Source organism: Parasphingorhabdus sp. W113, assembly GCF_055693205.1.
The window spans coordinates 868,449-890,570 of the sequence record NZ_CM146328.1 but is presented as its reverse complement, the minus strand read 5'-3'; the positions used below and the strand labels follow the sequence as shown (position 1 = coordinate 890,570).

At 55.4% G+C, this 22,122-nt stretch carries 14 protein-coding genes; 2 read left to right on the top strand and 12 right to left on the bottom strand.

The features are described from left to right. Window positions 1-2: 2 nt before the first annotated feature. From ACZ1GS_RS04260 to ACZ1GS_RS04245, 4 genes are all read right to left on the bottom strand, one after another. Window positions 3-3,131: a TonB-dependent receptor gene (locus ACZ1GS_RS04260; protein ID WP_472697246.1), complete on the bottom strand. Its 3,129-nt coding sequence runs from the start codon at window positions 3,129-3,131 to the stop codon at window positions 3-5. Window positions 3,132-3,440: 309 nt separating this feature from the next. Then, a complete protein-coding gene (locus tag ACZ1GS_RS04255; protein ID WP_472697245.1) occupies window positions 3,441-4,181 on the bottom strand; it encodes a FadR/GntR family transcriptional regulator in 741 nt (246 codons plus the stop codon). Between the two features lie 148 nt (window positions 4,182-4,329). Then, window positions 4,330-7,422, bottom strand: a complete 3,093-nt coding sequence (locus ACZ1GS_RS04250) for a TonB-dependent receptor (RefSeq protein ID WP_472697244.1) — start codon at window positions 7,420-7,422, stop codon at window positions 4,330-4,332. 295 nt (window positions 7,423-7,717) lie between these two features. Beyond that, a complete protein-coding gene (locus ACZ1GS_RS04245) occupies window positions 7,718-8,476 on the bottom strand; it encodes a MipA/OmpV family protein (protein WP_472697243.1) in 759 nt (252 codons plus the stop codon). A 191-nt stretch (window positions 8,477-8,667) separates the two neighbouring features. Here ACZ1GS_RS04245 and ACZ1GS_RS04240 point away from each other — a divergent pair, with 191 nt between their 5' ends. Continuing rightward, a complete protein-coding gene (locus tag ACZ1GS_RS04240) occupies window positions 8,668-9,849 on the top strand; it encodes a helix-turn-helix transcriptional regulator (protein WP_472697242.1) in 1,182 nt (393 codons plus the stop codon). A 15-nt stretch (window positions 9,850-9,864) separates the two neighbouring features. On the opposite strand, the gene ACZ1GS_RS04235 is transcribed toward ACZ1GS_RS04240, so the two are convergent. From ACZ1GS_RS04235 to ACZ1GS_RS04205, 7 genes are all read right to left on the bottom strand, one after another. Continuing rightward, window positions 9,865-11,283: a S41 family peptidase gene (locus ACZ1GS_RS04235; protein WP_472697241.1), complete on the bottom strand. Its 1,419-nt coding sequence runs from the start codon at window positions 11,281-11,283 to the stop codon at window positions 9,865-9,867. A gap of 54 nt (window positions 11,284-11,337) precedes the next feature. Further along, window positions 11,338-12,012 (bottom strand): hypothetical protein, encoded by a 675-nt coding sequence (locus ACZ1GS_RS04230; RefSeq protein ID WP_472697240.1) that lies wholly within the window; start codon window positions 12,010-12,012, stop codon window positions 11,338-11,340. 336 nt (window positions 12,013-12,348) lie between these two features. Next, the gene (locus ACZ1GS_RS04225; protein WP_472697239.1) at window positions 12,349-13,389 is read right to left on the bottom strand and encodes an ABC transporter ATP-binding protein; all 1,041 of its coding nucleotides are present in this window, start codon (window positions 13,387-13,389) and stop codon (window positions 12,349-12,351) included. Continuing rightward, on the bottom strand, window positions 13,386-14,996 hold the full coding sequence (locus ACZ1GS_RS04220; RefSeq protein WP_472697238.1) for an ABC transporter permease: 1,611 nt from the start codon (window positions 14,994-14,996) through the stop codon (window positions 13,386-13,388). Before ACZ1GS_RS04220 ends, ACZ1GS_RS04225 begins: the two co-directional genes overlap by 4 nt. Before the next feature lie 17 nt (window positions 14,997-15,013). Continuing rightward, on the bottom strand, window positions 15,014-16,054 hold the full coding sequence (locus ACZ1GS_RS04215) for an extracellular solute-binding protein (RefSeq protein ID WP_472697237.1): 1,041 nt from the start codon (window positions 16,052-16,054) through the stop codon (window positions 15,014-15,016). A 67-nt stretch (window positions 16,055-16,121) separates the two neighbouring features. Further along, window positions 16,122-17,153: a DUF6607 family protein gene (locus ACZ1GS_RS04210; RefSeq protein ID WP_472697236.1), complete on the bottom strand. Its 1,032-nt coding sequence runs from the start codon at window positions 17,151-17,153 to the stop codon at window positions 16,122-16,124. A gap of 19 nt (window positions 17,154-17,172) precedes the next feature. Next, window positions 17,173-19,425 (bottom strand): TonB-dependent hemoglobin/transferrin/lactoferrin family receptor, encoded by a 2,253-nt coding sequence (locus tag ACZ1GS_RS04205; protein WP_472697235.1) that lies wholly within the window; start codon window positions 19,423-19,425, stop codon window positions 17,173-17,175. 579 nt (window positions 19,426-20,004) lie between these two features. On the opposite strand from ACZ1GS_RS04205, the gene ACZ1GS_RS04200 reads away from it, so the two are divergent. Beyond that, the gene (locus ACZ1GS_RS04200; protein ID WP_472697234.1) at window positions 20,005-20,715 is read left to right on the top strand and encodes an IclR family transcriptional regulator domain-containing protein; all 711 of its coding nucleotides are present in this window, start codon (window positions 20,005-20,007) and stop codon (window positions 20,713-20,715) included. On the opposite strand, the gene ACZ1GS_RS04195 is transcribed toward ACZ1GS_RS04200, so the two are convergent. Then, on the bottom strand, window positions 20,712-22,118 hold the full coding sequence (locus ACZ1GS_RS04195) for an FAD-dependent oxidoreductase (protein ID WP_472697233.1): 1,407 nt from the start codon (window positions 22,116-22,118) through the stop codon (window positions 20,712-20,714). The two genes, ACZ1GS_RS04200 and ACZ1GS_RS04195, sit on opposite strands and share 4 nt — an antisense overlap. Between the last annotated feature and the right edge of the window lie 4 nt (window positions 22,119-22,122).

Here is a 22,122-nt window from a genome sequence, read left to right as displayed (position 1 = left end):
GCCTAGAAGGTGAAGCTCGCCCCGAATTGAATTCTGCGATCCGTGATGCCTTCGTAGCACAGCAATGCACCATCATTCACACAAGATATATTCTGGCTGGACTTGGTCAGGTTAGTCCCCTCCACACCAACGGTGATCTGATCGGTAATTGCATAACTTACGCTAGCGTTTAGCTGTCCTCTGGGCTCAACAGCGCCCCGGAAGCCAAGAGGCTCAAACACGTTACCTGTACCAGGCAGATCGTCCGTTCTAAACGTGTCACGCCACGTATAACGTACCCGCGCTGATAGACCGAATTTCTCGTAAAATGCCGTCACGTTATAAGCATGCTTGGACAGGTTCAGCAAAGTAGCCGTTTCACGTTGCACAGGATTCACGTTGGGATCAAAACCGAGTGACGCAAAGATTGCTTGAGCCCGGGAGCCAGCAATATCGGTGAAACCGGAGTTGTTACTTTCAGTTTGGTATGTGTAATTGGCCACGACACCAAGACCAGAGAGCCATCCAAAGCTGCCAAGCCTGTCTTCCCAATCGCTTAAGTTATATTGGAAAGCGACTTCAATACCTTCTTGAGTGGTTGTCCCATTTGAGTTGAATGGAGCCTGAAGCCCAACACAGACACCTGTTTCGCCATTACCAAAGATGCCTGCCTCTGTCAGCGGAGAGAAAATTCCGCCAGCTTCACAGACGGGACCGACTGTGTCGCGCGTGTTAGGCGCAATAACGCCTGCATCACCCGGGCCACCCGGCTCATCAACGTTAACTCCAAATAGCCCGCTACGCTCCTTGCGGAAATAGCCTACGCTAAAGACGGCTTCTGGCGCAAAATACCAGCTTGCCGACACATCATAGGAGGTAATCTCTTCAGGTCGCAAATTGGGGTTACCAGCTACGGCGTTACTGTTCACAGCACCCGCATCCGGAAGTTCCAGCGCCGATGATATGCTCACGAAGCCAGGTCGATTGATTTCCTCAGAGTAAGACGCCCGCAAGACAATGTCATCTGTGACATCAAAGGCGACGTTCACACGCGGCAAGAAGTGATCGTAGCCGCTTTCAATCGTGTTTAGGGTTGGATTGCCAGCGCCCAACACATTGGCTGTCGATGATATAGAGGTGTCGACCCAGCGTAGACCCGCATTCCCGCGGAACCTTCCATTCTCAGTTTCAAAATTGACTTGGCCGTAAATGGAATGCGTTTCTTCTTCGATATCAAAGAAGTCACCCGCAATCGACGTCAGTTCTGAGGTGAAGATTGGACCGAGGCCCTGGGCCGCAGCGGCCGCATTGATCGCCGCTACCGTATCTTCCGGATTGGCACCATTGTTCGGATCCAGGTGCAACACACCCGAAACGAACAAATCGCTACCCGTGCCCTGCCCGAAGTTGTCAGGAATTGGCGTTACGAGGCTCGCAATTCCACCTGCATTCAAACTGCCGGCCAATGAGCTTGAACCACTACGAGACGCTTGCCTGTTGTCCCTAAGGGTCGTGCGATTACTATAACGATAGCCAGCATCGATTGATCTTATAAAGGGCAACGCGTCCGTCAAATCATAGGAGGCGTCAAAACGAAATGCGTTTTCCTCATTTTCCTGAATATTGGCGGAATATGTAGGGGTGCCATCAAGCACATAGTTATTTGGATCCAGCAACTGAGCTGTTGTTGGTGCAAATGGGTCGGCAAAATTGATGCCGAAGGAAATGCCGTCCCTCAAGTCAAATATGATCGGGATGCCATTTTCGTCCCGAAAGCTGGTACCAGCAGCGTTGTTTGGTGCAATATCCGAATTCGGATTGATAAAGTTGAGGGTTGAAGACAGGTTTGGATTGACCGTATCTGAAGATACCCTGGAGAATTCGGCAGCGATACTTAGCCGGTCACTTTCCCACTCGGCCCCAGCTCTGAATACATCGCTTGTGGTCAAACGCGAACCATTGTCGCTGGATACGCGCATGAATGGCGCACCGCGCGCGTTTCTGAAGTCCTCGTCGGTAGCAAAATCCGATCGCTGTTGCGGCGTAAAAGTGCCTGCTGTGACGGCCAGAATGCTGCCCAGATCTTGACCTATGGCGTCGCGTCCCAAATTGAACGTCGCAAAGTCTGTGAAGTTAATATTGCCGCCGTTGGTTCTGTCGCTTGCGCCGTTCAACCGACTAACGTTGGAAAACTGCACCCTTGAACCGGCAAGCCTTCGCGTTTGGTCTGTATAAATATAATCAGCATAAAGCTTCAGATTGTCCGTAACTTGACCTTCAATCGAGCCCGCGATGTTGAACGTTTCGAAATTCTGAGTCTCTTGAACCTGATTCAGGAACTGAACCCCCAGAAATCCTGGCGCCCCAGCCGGACACGAGGTCGGTGGAGTGGCACCCGAACAATCTGTCAGATTATCACGATCAAGACGCGGACGAAAAGCGGTGTTTGATGATTCAGTGTAGCTGCCGCTCAATACAAATCCGAATTCCCGTCCATCGGAAGTTTCCCATTTTTTGCCGATTGCGCCTGAAATTCTTGGCTTCAAGCCGTCCGATGAAAGGCTGCTATCTTCAAGTTGCCCGCGGACGCTTAAGAGAAACTCAGATAAATCAAGCGGGCGAATGGTTTTCAGGTTGATCGTACCACCAACGGAACCTTCGATGTGCTTCGCTTCAGGCGCCTTGATAACTTCAACACCCGCGATGATTGACGGATTCAAATCTTCAAAGTTAATGCCGCCGCGACCATTACCCGCGCCAACCGTCGTTACGCCATTAATTTCGAGCCGGTTGCTATCCGTACCCCGGATTTGAACACCAGTACCAACACCGTTTTCGCGCGTGATCTGAACACCAGTGATGTTTTCCAGAACCTCAGCGAGGTTTTGGTCGGGAAGCTTGCCGATATCCTCAGCCTTAATGACTTCGATCAGACTATCTGCTTCGCGCTGCTCCGCAAGAGCGCTCGCGAGAGAGCTGCGAATGCCGGAAACGATGATAACATCGTCTTCCGCTTCGACCGTATCATTGCCGTCATTATTCTGGGCATAAGCGGGACTAGCCACCGCCATCATTGCCGAGCCCGCCAAAAGCGCTGCTGTGAAATTTGCCCGTGCGCCTTTTTTGCGCGCAGCCATAGTTGATTTAGTCATCGAGATCCCCTCCCAAGTCATTTTTGTCATTTGTCACAAAACTGACTTTGCCTACCAAGTATGTCAACCTTTAATGAGGACCTATTATTCATATTCTGTCATACCAATTATGCATTCCAGATAAAAATGCCTGTTTCAGAAACGCTTAGCGATTCTGAAACCCAAACAATCTCGGACGGGCGCGGAAAGACATTTTTTGTGTTACATTTTTGCGACACTCAGGTGTGCAGCGCCGGTGCCACCCGCAAGCGGGTTCCAAACATAAATCAGCGGCTCAATCAACGACAGTGATCTTCAAAAAGACCTTGGCTAGCCCATTCGGGCGACATCCAGAAAGCGTTCACGGCTTTCAATCGCGCGCTGCTGCACCTCGCGCAACGCTTCCTGCTCGGTCACATCCAGCATGGATCCGATCAGGCGGAGGAAATGTTCCCGCATGGCTCGCCGCGCGGCACCGGGGTTCCGGGCCTTTAGCGCATCCAGAATCGCGCGATGTTCTTTGGCACGGGCAGCGGCATCCGCTTCGCAAACCGCATCATAGCTATGCTTCACCTCAGGCAATTCCTCGCGCATGCGCCACAAGGATTCAATCGCATGGACCATCGCACCATTGCCCGATGATCGTGCAATCATGGCATGAAATTCGCGATCGGCAGCGAGCGATGTTTCCTCATCGCTATTGCCCATAGTCTCGATCAAATCGTCGAGTTTCTTGAGATTTTCATCGGAAATAATCTTCGCGGCCAGCGCCGCAGCCTCGGCTTCAATAAGCGAACGCGCCTCGGTCACCTCAAAAGCGCTGACTTCGGGCAGCTGACCAGGCTGTTGCGGCTGTTCTTCACTGACATAGACACCGGACCCGGTCTTGATTTCGATATGACCAACGGCCTGCAGGGCGATCTCGGCTTCGCGGATCGTGACCCGACTAACATCAAAACGTTCGGCCAGTTCACGTTCGCCGGGGAGACGCGTTCCCGGAGGAAAAACACCTTCATCAATCAGTTGCCTGATTTGCTCCGCAACGCGGTGATAAAGTCTTTGTTCGGCCATGTTCTCGTGAACTCCGTTACAACTGATTGCGACCTCTGGCTCTACTGTCTAGCGCAAACCCCTATAAATTGTCGACCGATTTGGTCTGTCAATGATGCATTATTGGTGCGACCAATAAAAAAATCGGTCGCACCTTCCTTTTGCTGTTCTAAAATTTGAACTGAACACCGGCAAAATAGCGCGGTCCATAGACCTGGATTGCCCCGAAATCATCGGGCGCACCGCGGAAATTGGTTCGCGGTTCGTTGAACAGGTTAATGCCTTCGAGCGTAAACTTGACATTTTTATTCAGTCGGAAGGACACCCGCGCCTCGAATACGCTCACGTCATCGACGTACCGGACACGGCCTGGCGTTGAAACGAACTGCTGGAAGTAGTTGCTCCGATATTTGTAGACACCCTGGAAATCGAACGGGCCGATCTCGTAATAGGCCTGTGCCGACAGAACATGCTTGGAAAAACCAAACAGGTTAGAAGGAACGATCAGTCCATTTTGGAAAACCGCACCGGTCGGGGTCGGGATCGTGATCGCACCCAATGTATCGTCCTCAAATTCAAAATTCGAGTCGGCATAATTGTAGCTCAATTTGAAACCGAGGCCATCAAAAGGCTTCGGCAGATAGCTGAGACGGTGGGCGGCTGTTATCTCAACACCATAGATTCTGCTGGTATCATCGGTGGTATCAACGGATCTCGTGAACAGCTCGACATTCTGTCCGTTGATATTGAACGTCTCGTTAAATCCGATCGCGTCAAAGCCGCCGTCAAAGCTCTTATAATAGGCGTTGAAGGCCAGCACCGTGTCATCGTTCGGATACCATTCGAGACCTACGTCCACGTTCCAGGAGAGCAGTGGATCAGTCAACGGATTGCCGGTCGCGTTCACATCGTTGAAACCGCCTGCCACCGCTTCTGCCGCTGTCGCAAACTCGTCGTCGTTGAAGCTGAAGGTCCGGCCATCCCCTAAGGCGGACGGATCCGGACGCGAAAGCGACCGATATATGGCAAAGCGCCCAAGCAGTTCGGGACGGAATTCAGCAACCAGATTCAGGCTGGGCAGAAACTCGGTATAGGAATTTTTCGTCTGCCGCCGGAGCAGGTTGGTGGTATCCTCGTCCAGCACAAAGCCGGCGGTTCCGTCGCCATCGGAATCATCCAGTATGACATTAAAGTCCGAACGGAAGCCGACCGAACGCACCGATGTCTTGACCACCCGCACACCGACATTTCCGCGCACGGGCATATCACCCAGGTCGCCGTCAAAATTGGCCTGAAGATAAGCGGCCCAGCTATTCTCCGTAACATCGGTATTCTGCGCAGAGTCAAAATCACCGGTCGGGAAAATGGGCACGCCATTCTCATCAAATTGCAGACCCGAAGGATCTTCCCGCTCCAATACCTGCGCAATACAAAGCGCATCAAAGGTTGCGAACGTGTTGGATGTACTGATGACATTGCCCGCCAGATCCACATTGGTGATCAGAGGATTTCCGCCGGAAACTGAAGACAAGAAACCCGTTTCGGGGAATGTCGTCCGACATTCCTGGTTTGCCACTGCCAGTGCACCGGTGCCATCGGTGTCATTATAGTTGTTTTGAAAGCGGCTGGCTCCCAGAGCGCCGGGCACGTCTTTATATTTCAACTCCTGATAGCGGGCACCGGCCTGCACAGTCGTAATGAAACCGTCCATCGCATATTCGACATCGCCGCGGAACGCCCAGACACTGTTGAACCGGTCCTGCTCGAGATCAGCGCGCAAACGTGGATCATTGGCGAACAGGCCGTAATCGGTCACATCAAAATTCTGGGTCACAAAGTTCAGTGCTTGCGAACCGTTCTGCATGATCTGAACAGCCGTCTCGATCCGGTCATCCGTACCGTTTGTTCGGCCGGCATTGGGCGTTTGATCGCTTTCAAAGGCTTCCGGGAAAAACGGATCGCCATTGGCATCCGTATTGCCGAAGATCGATTCACCATCTTCGGTCCGGAAGCGGATCTGCACCGCTTCTTCGATACGCTGCGTTCGCGAATAGGATGCATCCAGCGAAATCTTGACCCGTTCGGAAACCTGGGCATCCAGCGAAAGCCCGCCGCCATAATATTCCTCGTCCCGTTCGAGATATTCACTGACCGCCTCAATCCGCTGTTCGTTCGTGAACTGGCGCAACGCTCCGGTTTCGGTGAAAATCAGCGGAAGATCGATCCGGTTGGGATCCCCTGGCCCGTCAATGCGACGCCCTTCGGCGAAGTTCAAATCGCTGCGCTGTTCCCGGAAGAGACGTTTCGAATATTGGAAGTCGGCGTTGATATCGACGTCCGGGCTCGGCTTGAGCTGGATCGCGCCAAAGAAAGAGTCCCGTTCGTCATCGGTAATGTTGGACCGGAAGGAATAGCTGTTTCGCGCAATCACGAAATCGTCAGTGACAGTGCCGTCGCGTAGGCCGTCAATCGTGCCCGAGCTGGTGTCGCAATTGCCGTCATCAAATACGCCATCGCTGGTCGTCGTTGGATCAAGCACACAGGCCCGAATGGTGTTGGAAACATTGGCTTCCTGCTCGGGATTGGATGTCTTGTTGCGGGAATAGCCGAGCGAGATACCCAATTCTGCATCACCCAGCTGGAACTGGTCGATATAGCTGGCCGTCGCACGATAGCCAAATTTCTGGAACCGCTGGTCCGGATCGATATCCAGATTGTCCGGATTGATATTGAGCTTGAAATTGCCTTGAATGCTGCGCTTGCCAACGTCGAGCGGACGAACGGTCTCGAGCGCGATCTGGCCGGCGACGCCGCCTTCGATATAGCTGGCGGCCTGGGTCTTGTAGATACCGATCTTGTTGAAAAGCTCTGACGGGAACTGGCTGAAATTGACTGAGCGATCACCACTGCCGTTAGTCGCGATGCGACCGTTAATCACCGTCGAACCCAGAAATGGCCCGAGACCACGGATTGAAATCTCCGTTGCGCCGCCTTGTTCGCGGTGCGAACCTGCGCCGGTCAGGGTTTCCAGAGCCTCACCGATCGAGAGTGCGGGTATGTCTCCGATCTCCTCTGCCGAGAGCGCGTCAAAGACTTCTGTCGCGATGCGTTTTTCCTCAATGGAATTCTGAATCGTTCCGCGAATACCGGAGACGATAATCAAGTCTTCGTCATCAGCACTGGCATCCGCGCTTTGCTCTTGCGCCTGAACGGGCATGGTCAATGCCGCCGTTGCGCAGCCGGCCAGAAGATATTTCACCATTGATGAGCGGCGCTGCAATTGGGCGCCTCCGTTCTTCCGAAGCATCCTTATTCTCCCTGTTTCTATCTTTATGGCGGGAAAATGGGCACTGAAATTAAATCTGTCAACCTTTTATATATTCCAATAATCTCTTTTTGTAATACCAATATAATATACCTAATGTTTTCATTGGTATGATCACAAAGTGCCGGAGCTGATTGAGCGCGAACGCGGCGGATTGCTTGTGCGTACGCTGAAATCAAACGCGCCCCGCCGCAGCGCTACCCCCAAATGGCAAGGCGGCTATCAACAACAACTAAAACCGCTGCAAAATGGCCAGGCCGACTGTCGCCGAACCCTTTTTGTCGACCAGCGGACTTAAACGCACCTTTTTGCTAAGCCGTGTATATTGGGCAAAACCATAGATCAGGGTTTTGCTACTCAAGGCATAGCCCAGCTCCGCTTCGGCAAAAGCGTTGAACGATCGGGGCGGCGCGAATTCTGCCAGATCGGCCCGGGCCTCGTCCGACCGCACCCCAAAGAGATGCGCGTTGAGTTCTTTGCTGTGCAAGGAAACGCCGCCGCCGAGATCAATTGAAAACCGATCCCAATCCTGGGTCCAGCCGATTTTCGCGGTGGCTTCATATCCGTTGTGGACATCCGTAACATCATGCTGAAACTGGGTTTCGGCATAGACATTGCCCACGCTGAGCTTCGCCCTGGCGCCCACTTCCAGCGCCGTTTTTCTATCTATCCCTTCAAACAGCGGCGAGTCATCGGGGTCGGTGAACGAAAATCGCGGATCAGCCAGCAATGTGATCTCAAGCATGTCTGAATTGAAAAAACTATAGCTTATGCCATCAACCCCGATATGCGCATTTTCCCAATCCCATGCGATGTAAGGGATCGGCGTGACGTCTGGTGTTTCGACGCCTTGATAGGGCGAAAATTCGGCAATTATTCCTGCGCCCAGGGACAATCCCTCAGACGGTCCGAACCCGTTCAACTCGGCTTTTGCGGGCTGTGTTACTGAAAGAAGCGAGCAGGCAGAAATAGCTAAAAGATTGCGATACATGATGGTCTCCGTAGTTGGACGTTTCATTGAGAAACCAGCCAATGGCGCGACAGCCCTGCCCCTTCATCTGTTCATGGCGAGGGAGACATATCCCGTGTCTTTCCCGTCATTGATGGACAAGAGACTCCAGAAAAACCTTGTCACCGGCGCGCGGTCGGCATCTAGAAGGACTGGTGATGCTGGAGTAGTGCGTGAGTAATTATCAAACATTGGCGTTAACGCTGACCGTGATCGCATTGGCGCAGTCGCTGCTGTCTGCGAACATATTGGCCATGCGCAGCGCGATTCCGGATGTCCGCATTCCATTGATCATCTTTTTCCTCGCCAATGCGGTGACGGAATTGTCGTCCATGCCGTTTGCCTTTGCTATCGAAAACCGTGGTATTGAGCACGCAATCAGTCTTTCCGGTATCCCGGCCACATTGTTGCTGGCGCCTGCGATCTGGAAATATGTCGTTGCCTTGACGTCCGAACAGCCCGCGCCGCTGCAATGGAAAGACAGCCTGCATCTGATACCGTTCGTGCTCGGCATCGGAGTGTGCATCGCGATGGCAAGCTTTTCCTCCGCTGTCCGCGAACAGATACTCGGCGATGCCTCGGGCTCGGAATCGAGAGCAGTGGTGATCGCCACCGCGTTGCTGATCGGCATCACTCTGATATATATCGCGCAGTTGCTCGGCTATGTCGTGCCGATCCTGCTGCGGTTACTGCGCTATTGGAAACGGCTCAAAGACCTGTATGCGAGCACGCAGAATCGCGAGCTGACCTGGGTCTTGTGGATTTTGGCACTCCTGCTGATCAATGTGTTCTGGGGTGTCTACAGCATCATCTTCGCCATTTCCGAGAGCCGGGCCATCATTGGCGAAGTGGCGAATGTCGCCCTTATCTGGATGCTGTCGATCTGGGGTTTGCGCCAATTGCCCGGCTTGCGACAGGATGACAGCCAGGGTGCGCCATCCCCGGACGGACAGCACATCGCCTCCGAGCCAAAAGCCGGGAAACAGAAATATGATCGCTCGGCGCTGTCACAGGAACAGATTGAACGCATAGCGGCCAAGATTGATAGCGCCATGAAGGTCGACCGGCTGCACATGAATCCCAATCTGTCGCTGCGCGATCTGTCGCGTCACATTTCTGCCCATCCAAATTACGTCTCGCAAACCCTCAACGGAGAGTTACAGGAAACCTTTTTTGACTATGTCAATCGCTGGCGGATCCAGGAAGCCATGCCGCTGTTGCGGGACAGCGAAGAACAGGTGACCAACATCGCCTATGACGTCGGCTTCAATTCGAGGTCGTCCTTTTATAATGCCTTCAAAAAGGAAACCGGACAAACGCCTTCACAATATCGATCACGCAAACCGCAGCCATAGCTACCGCGCGTCGACCTAGTGTTTTTGTTCGATATGGGCGATCAGCCTCTGCACAGCCTGGATATGACTTTGCCCGAGATTGTCCGGATCAAAGACAGAGATCGGCAATTCTGGAGTGATCCCCCGGCTTTCCCATTTTTCGCCTTCGGCATCGGTATAGACTTCATTGGAAAGCGCCAGCGTCCATCCATTGGGCAATTGCTTTTCAAGCACATCGGACAAAGCACCGCGAGTGGCCTGACCGGCGTGGGTCACATGCGGAAGCACCCGCATGGCCATGGTCAGTATTTCACCGCCGCTGACCGTCGCATCCGACGTAAGCACATAGACGGGTTTGGTGAACCGGGTGCCGGCATAGGGCGTGATATAGTGCTTATAGGGTTCCGCGCCCGGAAGATCGGCAGCATATTTCGAATAGACAAACCGTTTTTGGTCGGCAAAGCGGCTGGCAATCGCGCGGCTGATAAAATCATAGCCGCCAAAATTCGTGCTCAGATCGATAACCATCGCCTTGGCGTTCGCCTGTTCAAATTGGGCAAAGGCACTGTCTAGAATGCGGTTAAGTGCAACCAAATCGCCGCGCTCATTCAGCAGATCGCCATTGCCGAAGCCGGCAACAGTCAGAAAACCGATATAGGCAATATCGTCGGTCGGCATGCCATATTGGACAAAATATCCAGCCGCCAGCTCCCCTTCCCCCTTGAGGATCGTCTCGCCGACACCCTCCATCCAGTATTTTTTCAAAAAGCCATCGCTATATTCTTTGCGGTCGGCGCCGGCGGCTTTCGCCATCTGGCTAAGGCTGTCAGCGACAATGCCCCGGTTTGGGCTATAGGTTTTGTCCTTGCCCTTTATCCTGGCTGATAGCGACAAGTGCCCGTCTTTCATCGGCCGCATCAGATCACTGAATATGGCAAAAAGCTCGGCGTCACTGGTTTTCTCGGTGACCATCGGCCGTTTCTCGGCAACGGCCGCAGGCCAGTCGATATTGTAGAGATCGAAAAAGGCATAATGTGTGGCAAAGTAGCTCGCAAACGCTTCGAAAGTGGCGCGCGGATCATCTCTGCTCAATCTGTCACAAACCGCTGGCAGTTGCGTGATGCGCCGGAGGGAAATGGGATAATCTTCCAGTGTGGCGTGGAACGCGGCGGTTTGTTGGTCTGGGCCCAACACGGGAGGTGTGTCTTCGAGATAATGTTTGACCTGAGCGGCTTTCTCCTTCGACCGCACACAAACCGTATCGGTCACATCATAGAGCTTGACCTTTTTCCTGCTGATATCGACGACATATCCATAGCCATCGGATTGCCACAAACCATGCAGGTTGACCTGACTGGCCAATTTGGTTTTTGGGTGTGCAATATCTTGCGCGCATGCGCCTGCAGAAAGCAGAAAGGTCGCTGCCATCAATGCCTGGGGTAGTTTGTACATCATCTGTTTCGATCCTGTTCGGGTTGGGGTTTAGCTTGGTCGAGAACGGGTGCCGGGTCAGTTCGGCGCGCGCCGCAGACCGGAATGAATGCGGGTTTCCTTCTCGACAAAATTCTGCATCATCGCCGATCCCGAAACATTGAGATCAAAGCGAGTGACATAGGTCCTGCCATCAGGCGTGCGCGCGCATTCTGCGCTGACGACAAAGGTCTTGATGCGGGCGACAAAGGCGGGCTTGAAGGATTTCGGAGCAGTGAGTCCGAATGCGACAATCGCCGGTCTGGCTTTGGCGACCGTGACGGTGCCGACCAGATGGCGCATCATTTTCGCATCATCCTTGTCACCCGGTTCGGGCAGGGGTGTGAACCGGTAGGTCGCTGTTTTCGCGTTCTGACTGATCAGTTTTGCACTTCGCAATGGAATGCGTTTGGCAAAGCTGTGGCACCAGAACGCCTTCGCGGCGTTCCTGTCCACGTCGATCAACGCCTTTTTCTCCGCCTTGCCCCATTCCGATTGCGGGGGCGAGATGATGCTCACGCGGCGACCCTTCTGCCGGCTGGGATCAATCCTGGCCCTGGCGCGAAATTCCGGCGAGATATAGTGCAGGTGATAGGAATAGACCGGACCGCTTGCGGTCGCCTTCAAAGCATCTTCCAGATAATTGCGGGCAGCTAGGGGCTGCGTCCCAACGCCTATGCTCAAGGCTGCAATGCCTAGGCCGATCTTGTTCATCACGTGTCTCCGTTGCTGTACGGTGGACAGGCTTAACGGCTCGGCCGGCACCAGGCATCTTCGCATGACGGATCGGACAGCGTTCGGCAAACCAACCGTCCGCGCGGTCATGGACGGACAGCAAAGGCTCTGCCGACGGCGGTTTATTAAGGGATGGCCGAAAGGCCAGAAGATGATAGCGGCCCTTTTGTCAAAAAGTGACCTCTGGATCCATCGCAAGATTTTCGACTACCATCTCGAGCATCGCGATGGAAGGTTGGTCCATCCCCGGTCGGGGCAGCGACAATCCTGGCAACCATTTCACGGCATAACGATTGGCGGACTTCCACTGGCCGTTCATGGGTCAGAGGACACAATATTGGTCAGGTCTGCAACAAGATCAATATCGACCTTGGCTCCCACTGCAAATCGGGATCCGATGGGCACCCTGCTCTGCCAGACCTCTCCGCCGGTCGTGCGGATGGTGATTGCCGCCATCGCTCCCAGCGGATGCACATCCACAACATCAAATTTTCCGGTTGGGTTTTCGGTCAGACCGACTCCTTCCGGCCGCACCAGCAATGTGACACGGTCGCCCTCTTCATGCTGCTCCGTCGCAATCGCACAAAACGGGCTATCGAGCTGTCCGTTCCGGACCACGCCGGTCCAGCTGTTCACATCCCCCATTAACCGGGCGGCGGCCGCAGATTGCGGGGCGAGGTAGAGTTCATCCGGCGTGCCCGCCTGAATGATCGCACCGTCCGCCATCAACGCCAGATTATCCGCCATGAACATCGCTTCTTCCGCATCATGCGTGACCACCAGAACGGCCGCGCCCGATTCCCGTAGCGCATCCAGCGCGGTTGTCCGCAGCTCTACTCTCAGCTTGGCATCAAGGCCGGAAAAGGCCTCGTCGAGCAGAACCACATCTGGCTGCGGTGCCAACGCCCTGGCCAGCGCCACCCGCTGCTGCTCCCCGCCCGACAAGGTATGCGGAAAAGCCTGGGCCTTGTCGGCCATCCGAACCGTGTCCAGTTGATCGAGGGCCTGCTGACGCTGGGCTGCTGCGGATCCTCCCGACAATCCAAACAGCACATTGTCGAGCGCCGATAGATGCGGAAAAAGCGAGAAGTCCTGAAACACCAGACCGATATTGCGGCGCTCCGGCGGAACCAGTATGACGCGATCGGTCAATGTTTCTGTGGCATTGACAACCTGACCGGCATCGACGGTTTCCAACCCGGCAATCACCCGCAACAGGGTTGATTTTCCGGTTCCGGAAGGCCCGAGTATCGCGGTAACCGAGCCGCGCTTGAGGTCGAGGTCGACATTGTCGAGAACCGGACGCCCGCGCCATGACTTGATCAATCCGCGAGCGCTAATTACAAAATCATTCACGCGCCATTTTCCCGGTTTTGTTGGTAAGACATGAGCCAGCTGACAATGATCATGATCGGCAAACCCAAGGCGATCAGCAGCAATGATGGCAATGCCGCCTGCGACAACCGTTCATCCGATGCAAAATGATGCGCGCTGACCGCCAGCGTTTCAAAATCCAGCGGGCGCAAAATCATCGTCGCGGGCAGTTCTTTCATCACTTCCACAAAGACCAGCAGCGCAGCGGTCACGATACCGCCAAAGGCCATCGGTATGTGGATGCGCCGGATCACCGACCAGCGACTGGCACCCAAAGAGCGGGCGGCATGGTCCATCGTCGGTGTAATGCGCCCCAGCGCGCTTTCACAGGGTCCGATCGCCGCCGCCGCAAACCGGGCTTGATAGGCAAATAACAGCGCAACAAGGCCGCCGCCCGCGATTAGCGGCGCAACGGACCCCGATGCGGTATCGAGCAATGCCTGTGCGGCCGCCAGCAGCGCAATCACACCGAGAGCGGAAACCGCCCCGGGCACCGCATATCCGGTATGGGCGGCGCGGACGGAAAAACGCGCAAACCAGCCGCCCGAACGCTGGGCATAGGCAGCGCCCAACCCGACAGCCGCGGCAATCACCGCGGACAGCGTCGCGACCAGCAGCGTCCCTTGCAGCGCGTTGATCGGAGAACGCAGCGCCGGATTGTCGAGCGCCAGCAACGCCAGATGCCAGACCGGCGCGACCAGCCCAAGCAGCACCGGGATCGTGCAACACAAAATTGCGAGTGCCGCAGAAGATGGTGACAAACGCACACGGCTGGACGGCTTGCTGCGTCCACCCGCCTCAGCAACGCTTCGCCCGCGCCGGAGCAAGCGCTCGCCGCCAAAAGCAACCAGCGTCAAGAGTAACAATATCAGGGCAAGCCGGGCCGCAGCTTCGGGATCGCCAAAGGAAATCCAGGCTCGCAGGATGCCGACTGTAAAAGTGGGTGTTCCGAGAAAATCCACCGTCCCATAGTCCGCCAATGTTTCCATGACGACCAGCGCGGCTCCCGCCATGATCGCAGGCCGTGCCAAAGGCAATGACACCGTCCAGAACGCCCGCAATGGCGAGGCCCCCAGAGTGCGCGCGGCTTCGAAACTGTTCATGCCATAGCTCGCAAACGCCTGTCTCGAGAGCAGATAAATATAGGGATAGAGACAGATGGAAAACACGAATCCGGCACCCAGAATTCCGCGTACAGCAGGCACCATTCCACCACTGTAGCTATCCAGAGGACCGCCGCTGGCGGTCATCGACAGCCAGGCATAAGCCGCGATGTAACTGGGCATCGCCAGCGGCAGCGGCAAGGCGATGGTAAAGAACAACCGGCCCGGGAAATCATATCGCGTCGTAAGCCAGGCCGTCGGAATACCCAGCAACACGGTGCCGAAAACCGTAAGCGCAACCACTGCCGCCGAATTGATCGCATAGTCGGCAAGCTGGGTTTCAACCAGATGGCCGACATGCGAGCCGCCACCGGCAAATGCCATCGGCACCAGGGCGAGAACAGGCAATGTGCACAGCAGCGCGGCAACAATGCCAAAGGGTGCAGGACCGATATTACGCCAGCGCCGAACAGAAAATTGGGTCATCCGGACGCATGTAGCGATCAGGGCCAGCCAGCGCGATCAAAAAGTTTCTGAGCCTCTGCCTGATTTTCTCCGAGTTTCTGCAAACTGATCGGATCCGACTTGAACGCGCCCAATTTCGCCAGCGCCGCGTTGTCATATGTGATCGACGGGACAGCCGGATATTCGTTGGTCAACTCGGCAAAAAACCGCTGCGGCTGCTCGCTGAGGGCAAATTCGATGAACCGCTTTGCCAATTCGGGATTTGGTGCATTTTTGGCGACACCCGCTCCCGAGACGTTGACGTGCACGCCTTCATCCGCTTCGGGCCAGAAAACTGCCAGGTCCTTGACGATGGCTTTGTCCTTTTCATCGTTCATCAACCGCGCGAAATAATAGTGATTGACCAAAGCAACATCGCATTCGCCCGCAGCAACGGCCTTGATCTGATCGGTATCGCCGCCGAGGGGATCGCGCGCGAAGTTACCGGCAACATTTTTGGCCCAATCCTGGGCTTTCTCTGCGCCCCAACGATCGATCAGTGCGGCGAGTAGCGAAATATTATAGATGTTCCCAGACGACCGGGCACAGACCCGCCCCTTGAAAGCGGGGTCGGCGAGACTTTCATAGCCGGAAAGCTGATCTTTCTCGACACGGTCTGTCGCATAGACCAGGACCCGCGCGCGGCTGGCCAGGCCATACCAGAGGCCATCGGGATGGCGGACACCCGCAGGGACGGATTCATCGAGAATGTCCGATTGCATTGGCGCAAACAGGCCCTCCTGCTCGGCCCGCCACAATCGGCCCGCATCAACAGTGATGATGACATCTGCCGGGCTTCTTGCGCCATCCGCCTTCAGCCGTTCAACCAGCAAATCGCCATCGGCTTCGATGGTGCGAACGTCGATACCGGTCTCTTTTTCAAACGCATCATAAAGCGCATAGTCGGAATCATAGTGGCGCGAGGAAAACACCACCAGCATCTCACCATCGGCGGATGCTCCGGCGCCGCCAGACGGGCCGGCATCACAGGCACTCAACCCCAGGACGGCGCAAACCGCAGCCAAAATTTTAAAACGCATTATGGATTTCCTTCATCGAACGGGAGGCTTTTAAAAAACAGGGGCATAGCCGCTCCGGCATGATCGATCAATATTCCGTAGACCCGGTATTTTTCCGAACCGCCGTTTTCACCGGGCGCTTGCTGGTGGCGTCCCTGATCAGCGACCGGGCTTCGCTCACCGCAGCCGTTTCCGTCATTTTCCCTTCCGAGATTTCGGTGCCCATTTCCAGCAGGCGGGCGCTGATGACCGTGCCGGTTGCGGCTTCTTCTTCCACCGTCACCCCACCATTTTTGGCGATAGCAACATCCCATTCACGGCGAACCTGATCCCAATAATCCTGAGTTTTGGCCCAATAATCATCCGCCGCACTGATCTTATAGCCATCAAATTTCTGATAGGTGTTGAGAACCGATTCCTGCACATAGGGAATGGCCTTGCCATCGACCATTTTCATCTTCGTATTGTCCTGCCAATGAATCCAGCCACCTGGCATCGGCTGGTGCCGGTTGATCGCCTGATAATGGTCGTAAGCCGGATTGCGCACCGCGTCGCGGCGAGCGAGCGGCCGCGCTGTGCGATTGCTCGTCCAGTTGCGGATACCGTTGATGGTTTTCCATTCACCCACCCCGCCATAACGGGGGCTGTCATCCACCTGCCAGACGGTTTGTGACCATTGTCCGGCCCGCTCGTCTTCGGGAATATCTTCATTCACCCATTTGCCAGCGCCTGCGTAAACCAGCACCTTCGCCGGTTCATAGACCCAGTCCTGGCGCCAATGTTTGATGACGAAGGTCTTGCCCTCGAATGTGGCAACCAGAAGATGCTGCAGGACGATCTCCTTGCCGGTATCCTTGATCACCCGGACGCTTTCATGACCGCCCGAGATTTTTGCCTTGATCGGCTCATAGTCCGCACGCCAGGAGGTGGTCTCTGCCATGTCAAATTTGACCTTATAGTCTCCAGCCATCGCCAGAATGTCGGCGCGATCCTGATCAAAGGTCACCTGGGCCTGGGTCGTCGTCATCTTCTGACGAGATTCATCTGCCATTGCCGGTGTTGCCAGAAGCGCAATCGCAAAAAACGCTGCGCCCAGTTTTGAAGTTGTTTTGATGGTCATGCGAAATCCTCCTGAATGGTCAAAATGAAGCGCTGAGCGAAACACTGATATTTCGTCCTGGCTGGGTAAAGGCATCGGTGATGTCTGACGTTGCGGCCAATCCGCGGACGCTGGACCACAGGGCATATTTTTTATCAGTGATGTTGAATATGCCCGCGCGGATCTTGAAAGCGTCGGTCAGCTGCACGAACGCGGTTGCGTCCAATATGATCGACTCATTGGGCCGGAAACAGGGCGTAGTGCACACGCCAACGGTTTCATTGGCTTCCTTTCGGGCGTTGTAGCTGGCAATCAACTCGCCGCCAAAGGCACCGCCGGGATCGCGATAGCCGACGCCGAATATCGCATTGAGCGGATCAATGGTGGACAGCGATTGATCCGGTTGTCCGGGAACGCCGGTATCGCCATCGGAAAACGCCAAGGCAAAGCGGGTTCGAAAACCATTATCGGCTTCGTAACTGGCTTTTACTTCAAAGCCTTTGACCTTCACATCCGCAATATTCACAAACTGGAACACCGCCGGATCGCCAGGCCGGAACGAGCCGCCCACCTGTTCCTGGCTGATGAAATCATCATAGTCCGCATAATAACCGATCAGCTCAAGATTGATGCCGTCCGCATTGTAGCGAATGCCCGCCTCAAAACTCGCGCTGGTTTCGGGTGTGAGATCAGGATTGGGCCTGGACGTATATCCAAAAGCCAGATTTTCGAAGAAATTGTTGACCTGACTGGGGGTCGGAGCGCGGAAACCCTGCGCGTAATTGCCGAACAGCCGCACATCGCCCAGTTTCACAACTGCGCCCAGTTTTGGTGACAGGCGTGAACCATTTTGACCGCTCGGCACGAAGGTCGGCAGCAGCGGATCGTCTGCGGCGGGGTCAAGATCGTAAAAGTCGAAGCGGATGGCGGGATATAGGGTCACAAGACCGTCACCAAAGGCAATGGCATTTCCCAGATAGATCCCGCCCAACGTAAAATCGGTCACCGGAAAAGCGCGGGACGGGAATATTTCGCCAAATGGCGGTTCCACGCCATCCCGAATGCCTTCTTGCTTGGTCTGACTGATATCAGCACCAAAGGTCAGCACGTGCTGGACTGCGCCGGTGTTGAATGAGGAACGGAAATCGGCGACCGCGCCGAACACCTGATTGTCAAACGTGTTCAGACGCTCGCGATCGGGCCGCGGCTGGACGCCGGTTGGCGAGCGATCCTCATCGGCAAATTGCCGGTCTTTCCCATCCTGCCAATAGGCAGCCAGATGGGCATAATCGATCAACCCGCTACCCTCCTCTCCGGAATCAAACGTATAGTCGATCGACGCGCGGGCGCGCTTGGTTTCGTCATTTGCGGTCAGGCTATCAACAATCCAGCTCGGCGTCGGCCCGAACAGGAAAACCGGGCCCCGACCGGACAAAATGTCGGAAAACACGTCGCGCTCCAGATATTCTCCGGTCAGCCGGACTTTGTGGAAATCCCTTTGCCACACCAGTTTGCCGAGAAACGCATTGGACTCGCCATCCTGTGGATTGGGTGTCGTCCGCGTGGCATCAGCGGTACCGATCGTGCCCTGATTGTCCAGCTCTTGAAAATCGCGACGCGAATAGGCTAGCATGGCGGAAAAATTGCCGGTCCGCCCAGCCAGAGCGACCGTTTCGGCAAATTCCTGATCCGCCGAGCTGTAATGCGCCCGCGCAAAGCCGCCAAAGCTGTTCCCGGCCGCAATGAAATCGACCGGATCAGAAGTGATGAAGCTGACCGCGCCGGACAAGCCATCACTGCCGTAGAGCGCCGACGCCGGGCCGCGGAGAATTTCCACCGATTTGATCAAGCCGACATCACTGGCATTGCCGCGCCCGACGCTCTGCGCACCGAAACTGAACCCCTGCGGTGACCTTATGCCGTCGACCTGGATCAGCACTCGGTTGCCGCCAATGCCGCGGATGTTGAAATCTTCATTCCCGGCCCGGCCGGTTGACCCGAGCGCCGCGCCGAAGCGTGCTGGGGCCCGACGGACAGTGATACCCGGCTCGAAACGCACGAGGTCTGCCGCATCGCTCGCCAACTCATCGGCAATGCGGTCCTGGTCGATCACCGTCACAGTAGCGGGTGCATCGGCTTGCGCCACCGGTGCCCGCGTAGCCGACACAACGATCGTGTCTTCTTCAAAAACCCCTTCGCCGTCATTCGCTGCCCAGGCCTGCTGGGCAAAGGTCAACGCAGCCAAGCTGCAGGCAACAGTGAATCGGCGTGCGCCGACCGCATTTCGCTTCATGAATATTTCCCTCTTGTCATTCACTAATTGATAATGCGAATGATTCTCATTCTTATTAGAGAAAGGACGTCAAAGCTGTCAATTGATAATTGCGGATTCTCCCTATCGGCCTTTAACCCAGCGCCTGGCCGCCTGGGAGCTGTCTTTTCAGGCAATGACCTCTCTCCCGTGGCAGTCTGGAAAGCCTTGAATTATGTCGCGGTGCACGATTTATTGCTAATACGAATCATTATTGTTTTGAGCATCTAACAGAATTGCCCCGGACTGGTCTGGTGATCCTGCCCGCCTTGATGAATCCGAGAGCGGTCCTTCAGGAGACAAGTTTCCGCGCTTTGCCGACGGCAATTGACGACCCTCGACTCCAAATGACTCACAATCAACCTGGGTCAAGCATCGCTACGATCACAATACCAGAAAAACCGGTGACAGCGCGAAAACAGACCTTGCCAAAGCCCGCCCATTCCGCTTATCTATCCGCCTGTCGGATAGTGAGGTGTTATGGAACGCGGTGTACCTGTCAGAGCAATTTCCCGCGGTATAGCGGTCTTGTCCGCGATCAGCCGCGATGGACCGATTACCATGATGAACATCTCGAAAAGTGCCGATGTACCTTATCCGACCGCCTGCCGGATTGTGCAAACATTGTTGCACGAAGGATTGATCGAACGAGAGCCCGCGCGCAAGCGGTACCGTGTCACTTCGCTGGTACAAACGCTGGCCACCGGGTTTCAGGCGGAAGATCAGCTGGTCGCAGTCGCCCGCCCGCATCTCGAGTCCTTGTGCCGCGCCATCAGCTGGCCGGTCTCTCTCGCCACCCGGGTCGGCACCCGGATGATGGTTCGCGATTCCACCCACAAGATGACCTCGCTGACCTTTTCAAACTATTATCCCGGATATACGCTGCCAATTGCTGAATGCGCGACCGGCAAAGCCTATCTGGCGCATTGTTCGGTTGAGGAGCGGCAGACAATTGTCGAGGCCTGGGAGGCAACCGACAATGAGACGTCGAAAATGGGCCTCTTGATGGTCTCTGACGATGTCGTGCTGAACAAGATCCGCGATGATGGCTTTGCTATGCAGGCCCGCAATTTCTACAACGAAGAGCCGGGAAAGACCTCTTCGCTGGCGGTACCGGTCAATGATTCCGAGGGTGATTTGATGGGATCGCTGGCGCTGATCTATTTCGCTTCAGCCTTGAAGCCCGACCAGGCGGTCAACGAGTTTCTTCCGGTGATGCAGCAAACCGCTCAAGCCATTACCGCCAGCCTGCCGGGCAATGGCACGACCTAGGCGGTGACTTGCCGCGCAGCATGGGTTCCCGCCAAGCGTCCTAATGTTGTTGCGGTCAGCAAACCATTGCCCGCGATATATCCATCGGCGCCGGGCCCTGAAATACCGCGAGCGGCTCCGCCACCGGCATAGAGATTGGGAAACGGGGTTCCATCTTCCCGTAACACTCTTGCATCACCATCGACTTCCAGCCCGCCTTGGGTATGGAACAGGGCGCCCGTCACGCGAACCGCATAGAAAGGCGGTGCGAGCTTGTTCTTGCCAGCGAAAATCCGACCAAACTCATCGGGAGCACCGCTGTTGACCAGGGTCCATGTTTGCTCGACACTCGCTTGCAATCCCGCCGGGTCTATTCCGGTTTTATCGGCCAGCTCGGCCAGGCTATCTGCCCGGATCAGACAACCGGCTGATTTCGCTTGCTGATAATCGTCAAACTGTTCCATGATTTGGTGGCGGGTCGCATCGTAGATGCTCCAGGCGACGTGGCCATCCTGCTCGAGCACTTTCACCGCCTGCTCGGAATAGCCTGCCGCTTCATTTGAAAACCGGTGACCAGCGCGATTGACCTGAATGCCGCCCTCGACAATCAACGGCCACAGGATCGGGATTCCGAAACCGGCTGCCAGCCCGGCATGCCCCTGATAAGCACTCAGGTCAGCCATGCGCGCGCGCAGTTGCTGTCCCCAGGCAATGGCGTGGCCCTTGTTACCCGGGTGGCCGTGAAACGTGGCATGTTCAAGCTCCGGAATCAGGTCGGCTACCATCTCCTGATTGCCAGCGAAGCCACAGGATGCAAAAATCACGGCGGCACAACCGACAATATCCTTACCGCCATCTGGACGGGTGGCGGCGACGGCGATAACGCGGTCTTCGGCGTTGACATATAAGGCATCGACCGTCGCCTCGGTGAGGATGTCGACACCGGCAGTCTCGCAAGCCGCAGCCAACGCCCCCATTAATTCGCCGCCCGATCGGCTGGGCATGCCGTGCATTCTGAGCGCGCTGTGACCGGGATAGGTAAAGCCTTCGACCAGACTGAGAGCGATGGCATGATCTTCGATCAGCCAGTCAACAGTCTGTGCCGATTGTTCGGTCAGACGCGCCACCAGAGCTTGGTCCACTTGGCCTTGGGTCTTTTTGACAATATCCTGGGCAAACAGCTCAGGACTATCCTCAATCTGATGGGCTTGCTGAACCTTGCTTCCCGCCGCCGGGATCAGACCAGTCGACATGGACGTCGTGCCCAGCGGCTGTCGATCTCTCTCGATCACCAGCACCTCAGCCCCTGCATCACGAGCGGCCAGGGCAGCACAAAGACCGGTTCCGCCGCCGCCAATAATGACAACCGGAATATCCATGATTGTCGGGACATTATCCGTGCGGATGACTTCAATATTGCTCATGTTT

What these genes read in the sequence shown, in the direction of transcription:
- ACZ1GS_RS04260 (WP_472697246.1), bottom strand. Translation starts at nt 3,131, where the DNA reads ATGACTAAATCAACTATGGCTGCGCGCAAAAAAGGCGCACGGGCAAAT.
- ACZ1GS_RS04255 (WP_472697245.1), bottom strand. Translation starts at nt 4,181, where the DNA reads ATGGCCGAACAAAGACTTTATCACCGCGTTGCGGAGCAAATCAGGCAA.
- ACZ1GS_RS04250 (WP_472697244.1), bottom strand. Translation starts at nt 7,422, where the DNA reads ATGGTGAAATATCTTCTGGCCGGCTGCGCAACGGCGGCATTGACCATG.
- ACZ1GS_RS04245 (WP_472697243.1), bottom strand. Translation starts at nt 8,476, where the DNA reads ATGTATCGCAATCTTTTAGCTATTTCTGCCTGCTCGCTTCTTTCAGTA.
- ACZ1GS_RS04235 (WP_472697241.1), bottom strand. Translation starts at nt 11,283, where the DNA reads ATGATGTACAAACTACCCCAGGCATTGATGGCAGCGACCTTTCTGCTT.
- ACZ1GS_RS04230 (WP_472697240.1), bottom strand. Translation starts at nt 12,012, where the DNA reads ATGAACAAGATCGGCCTAGGCATTGCAGCCTTGAGCATAGGCGTTGGG.
- ACZ1GS_RS04220 (WP_472697238.1), bottom strand. Translation starts at nt 14,996, where the DNA reads ATGACCCAATTTTCTGTTCGGCGCTGGCGTAATATCGGTCCTGCACCC.
- ACZ1GS_RS04215 (WP_472697237.1), bottom strand. Translation starts at nt 16,054, where the DNA reads ATGCGTTTTAAAATTTTGGCTGCGGTTTGCGCCGTCCTGGGGTTGAGT.
- ACZ1GS_RS04210 (WP_472697236.1), bottom strand. Translation starts at nt 17,153, where the DNA reads ATGACCATCAAAACAACTTCAAAACTGGGCGCAGCGTTTTTTGCGATT.
- ACZ1GS_RS04205 (WP_472697235.1), bottom strand. Translation starts at nt 19,425, where the DNA reads ATGAAGCGAAATGCGGTCGGCGCACGCCGATTCACTGTTGCCTGCAGC.
- ACZ1GS_RS04200 (WP_472697234.1), top strand. Translation starts at nt 20,005, where the DNA reads ATGATGAACATCTCGAAAAGTGCCGATGTACCTTATCCGACCGCCTGC.
- ACZ1GS_RS04195 (WP_472697233.1), bottom strand. Translation starts at nt 22,118, where the DNA reads ATGAGCAATATTGAAGTCATCCGCACGGATAATGTCCCGACAATCATG.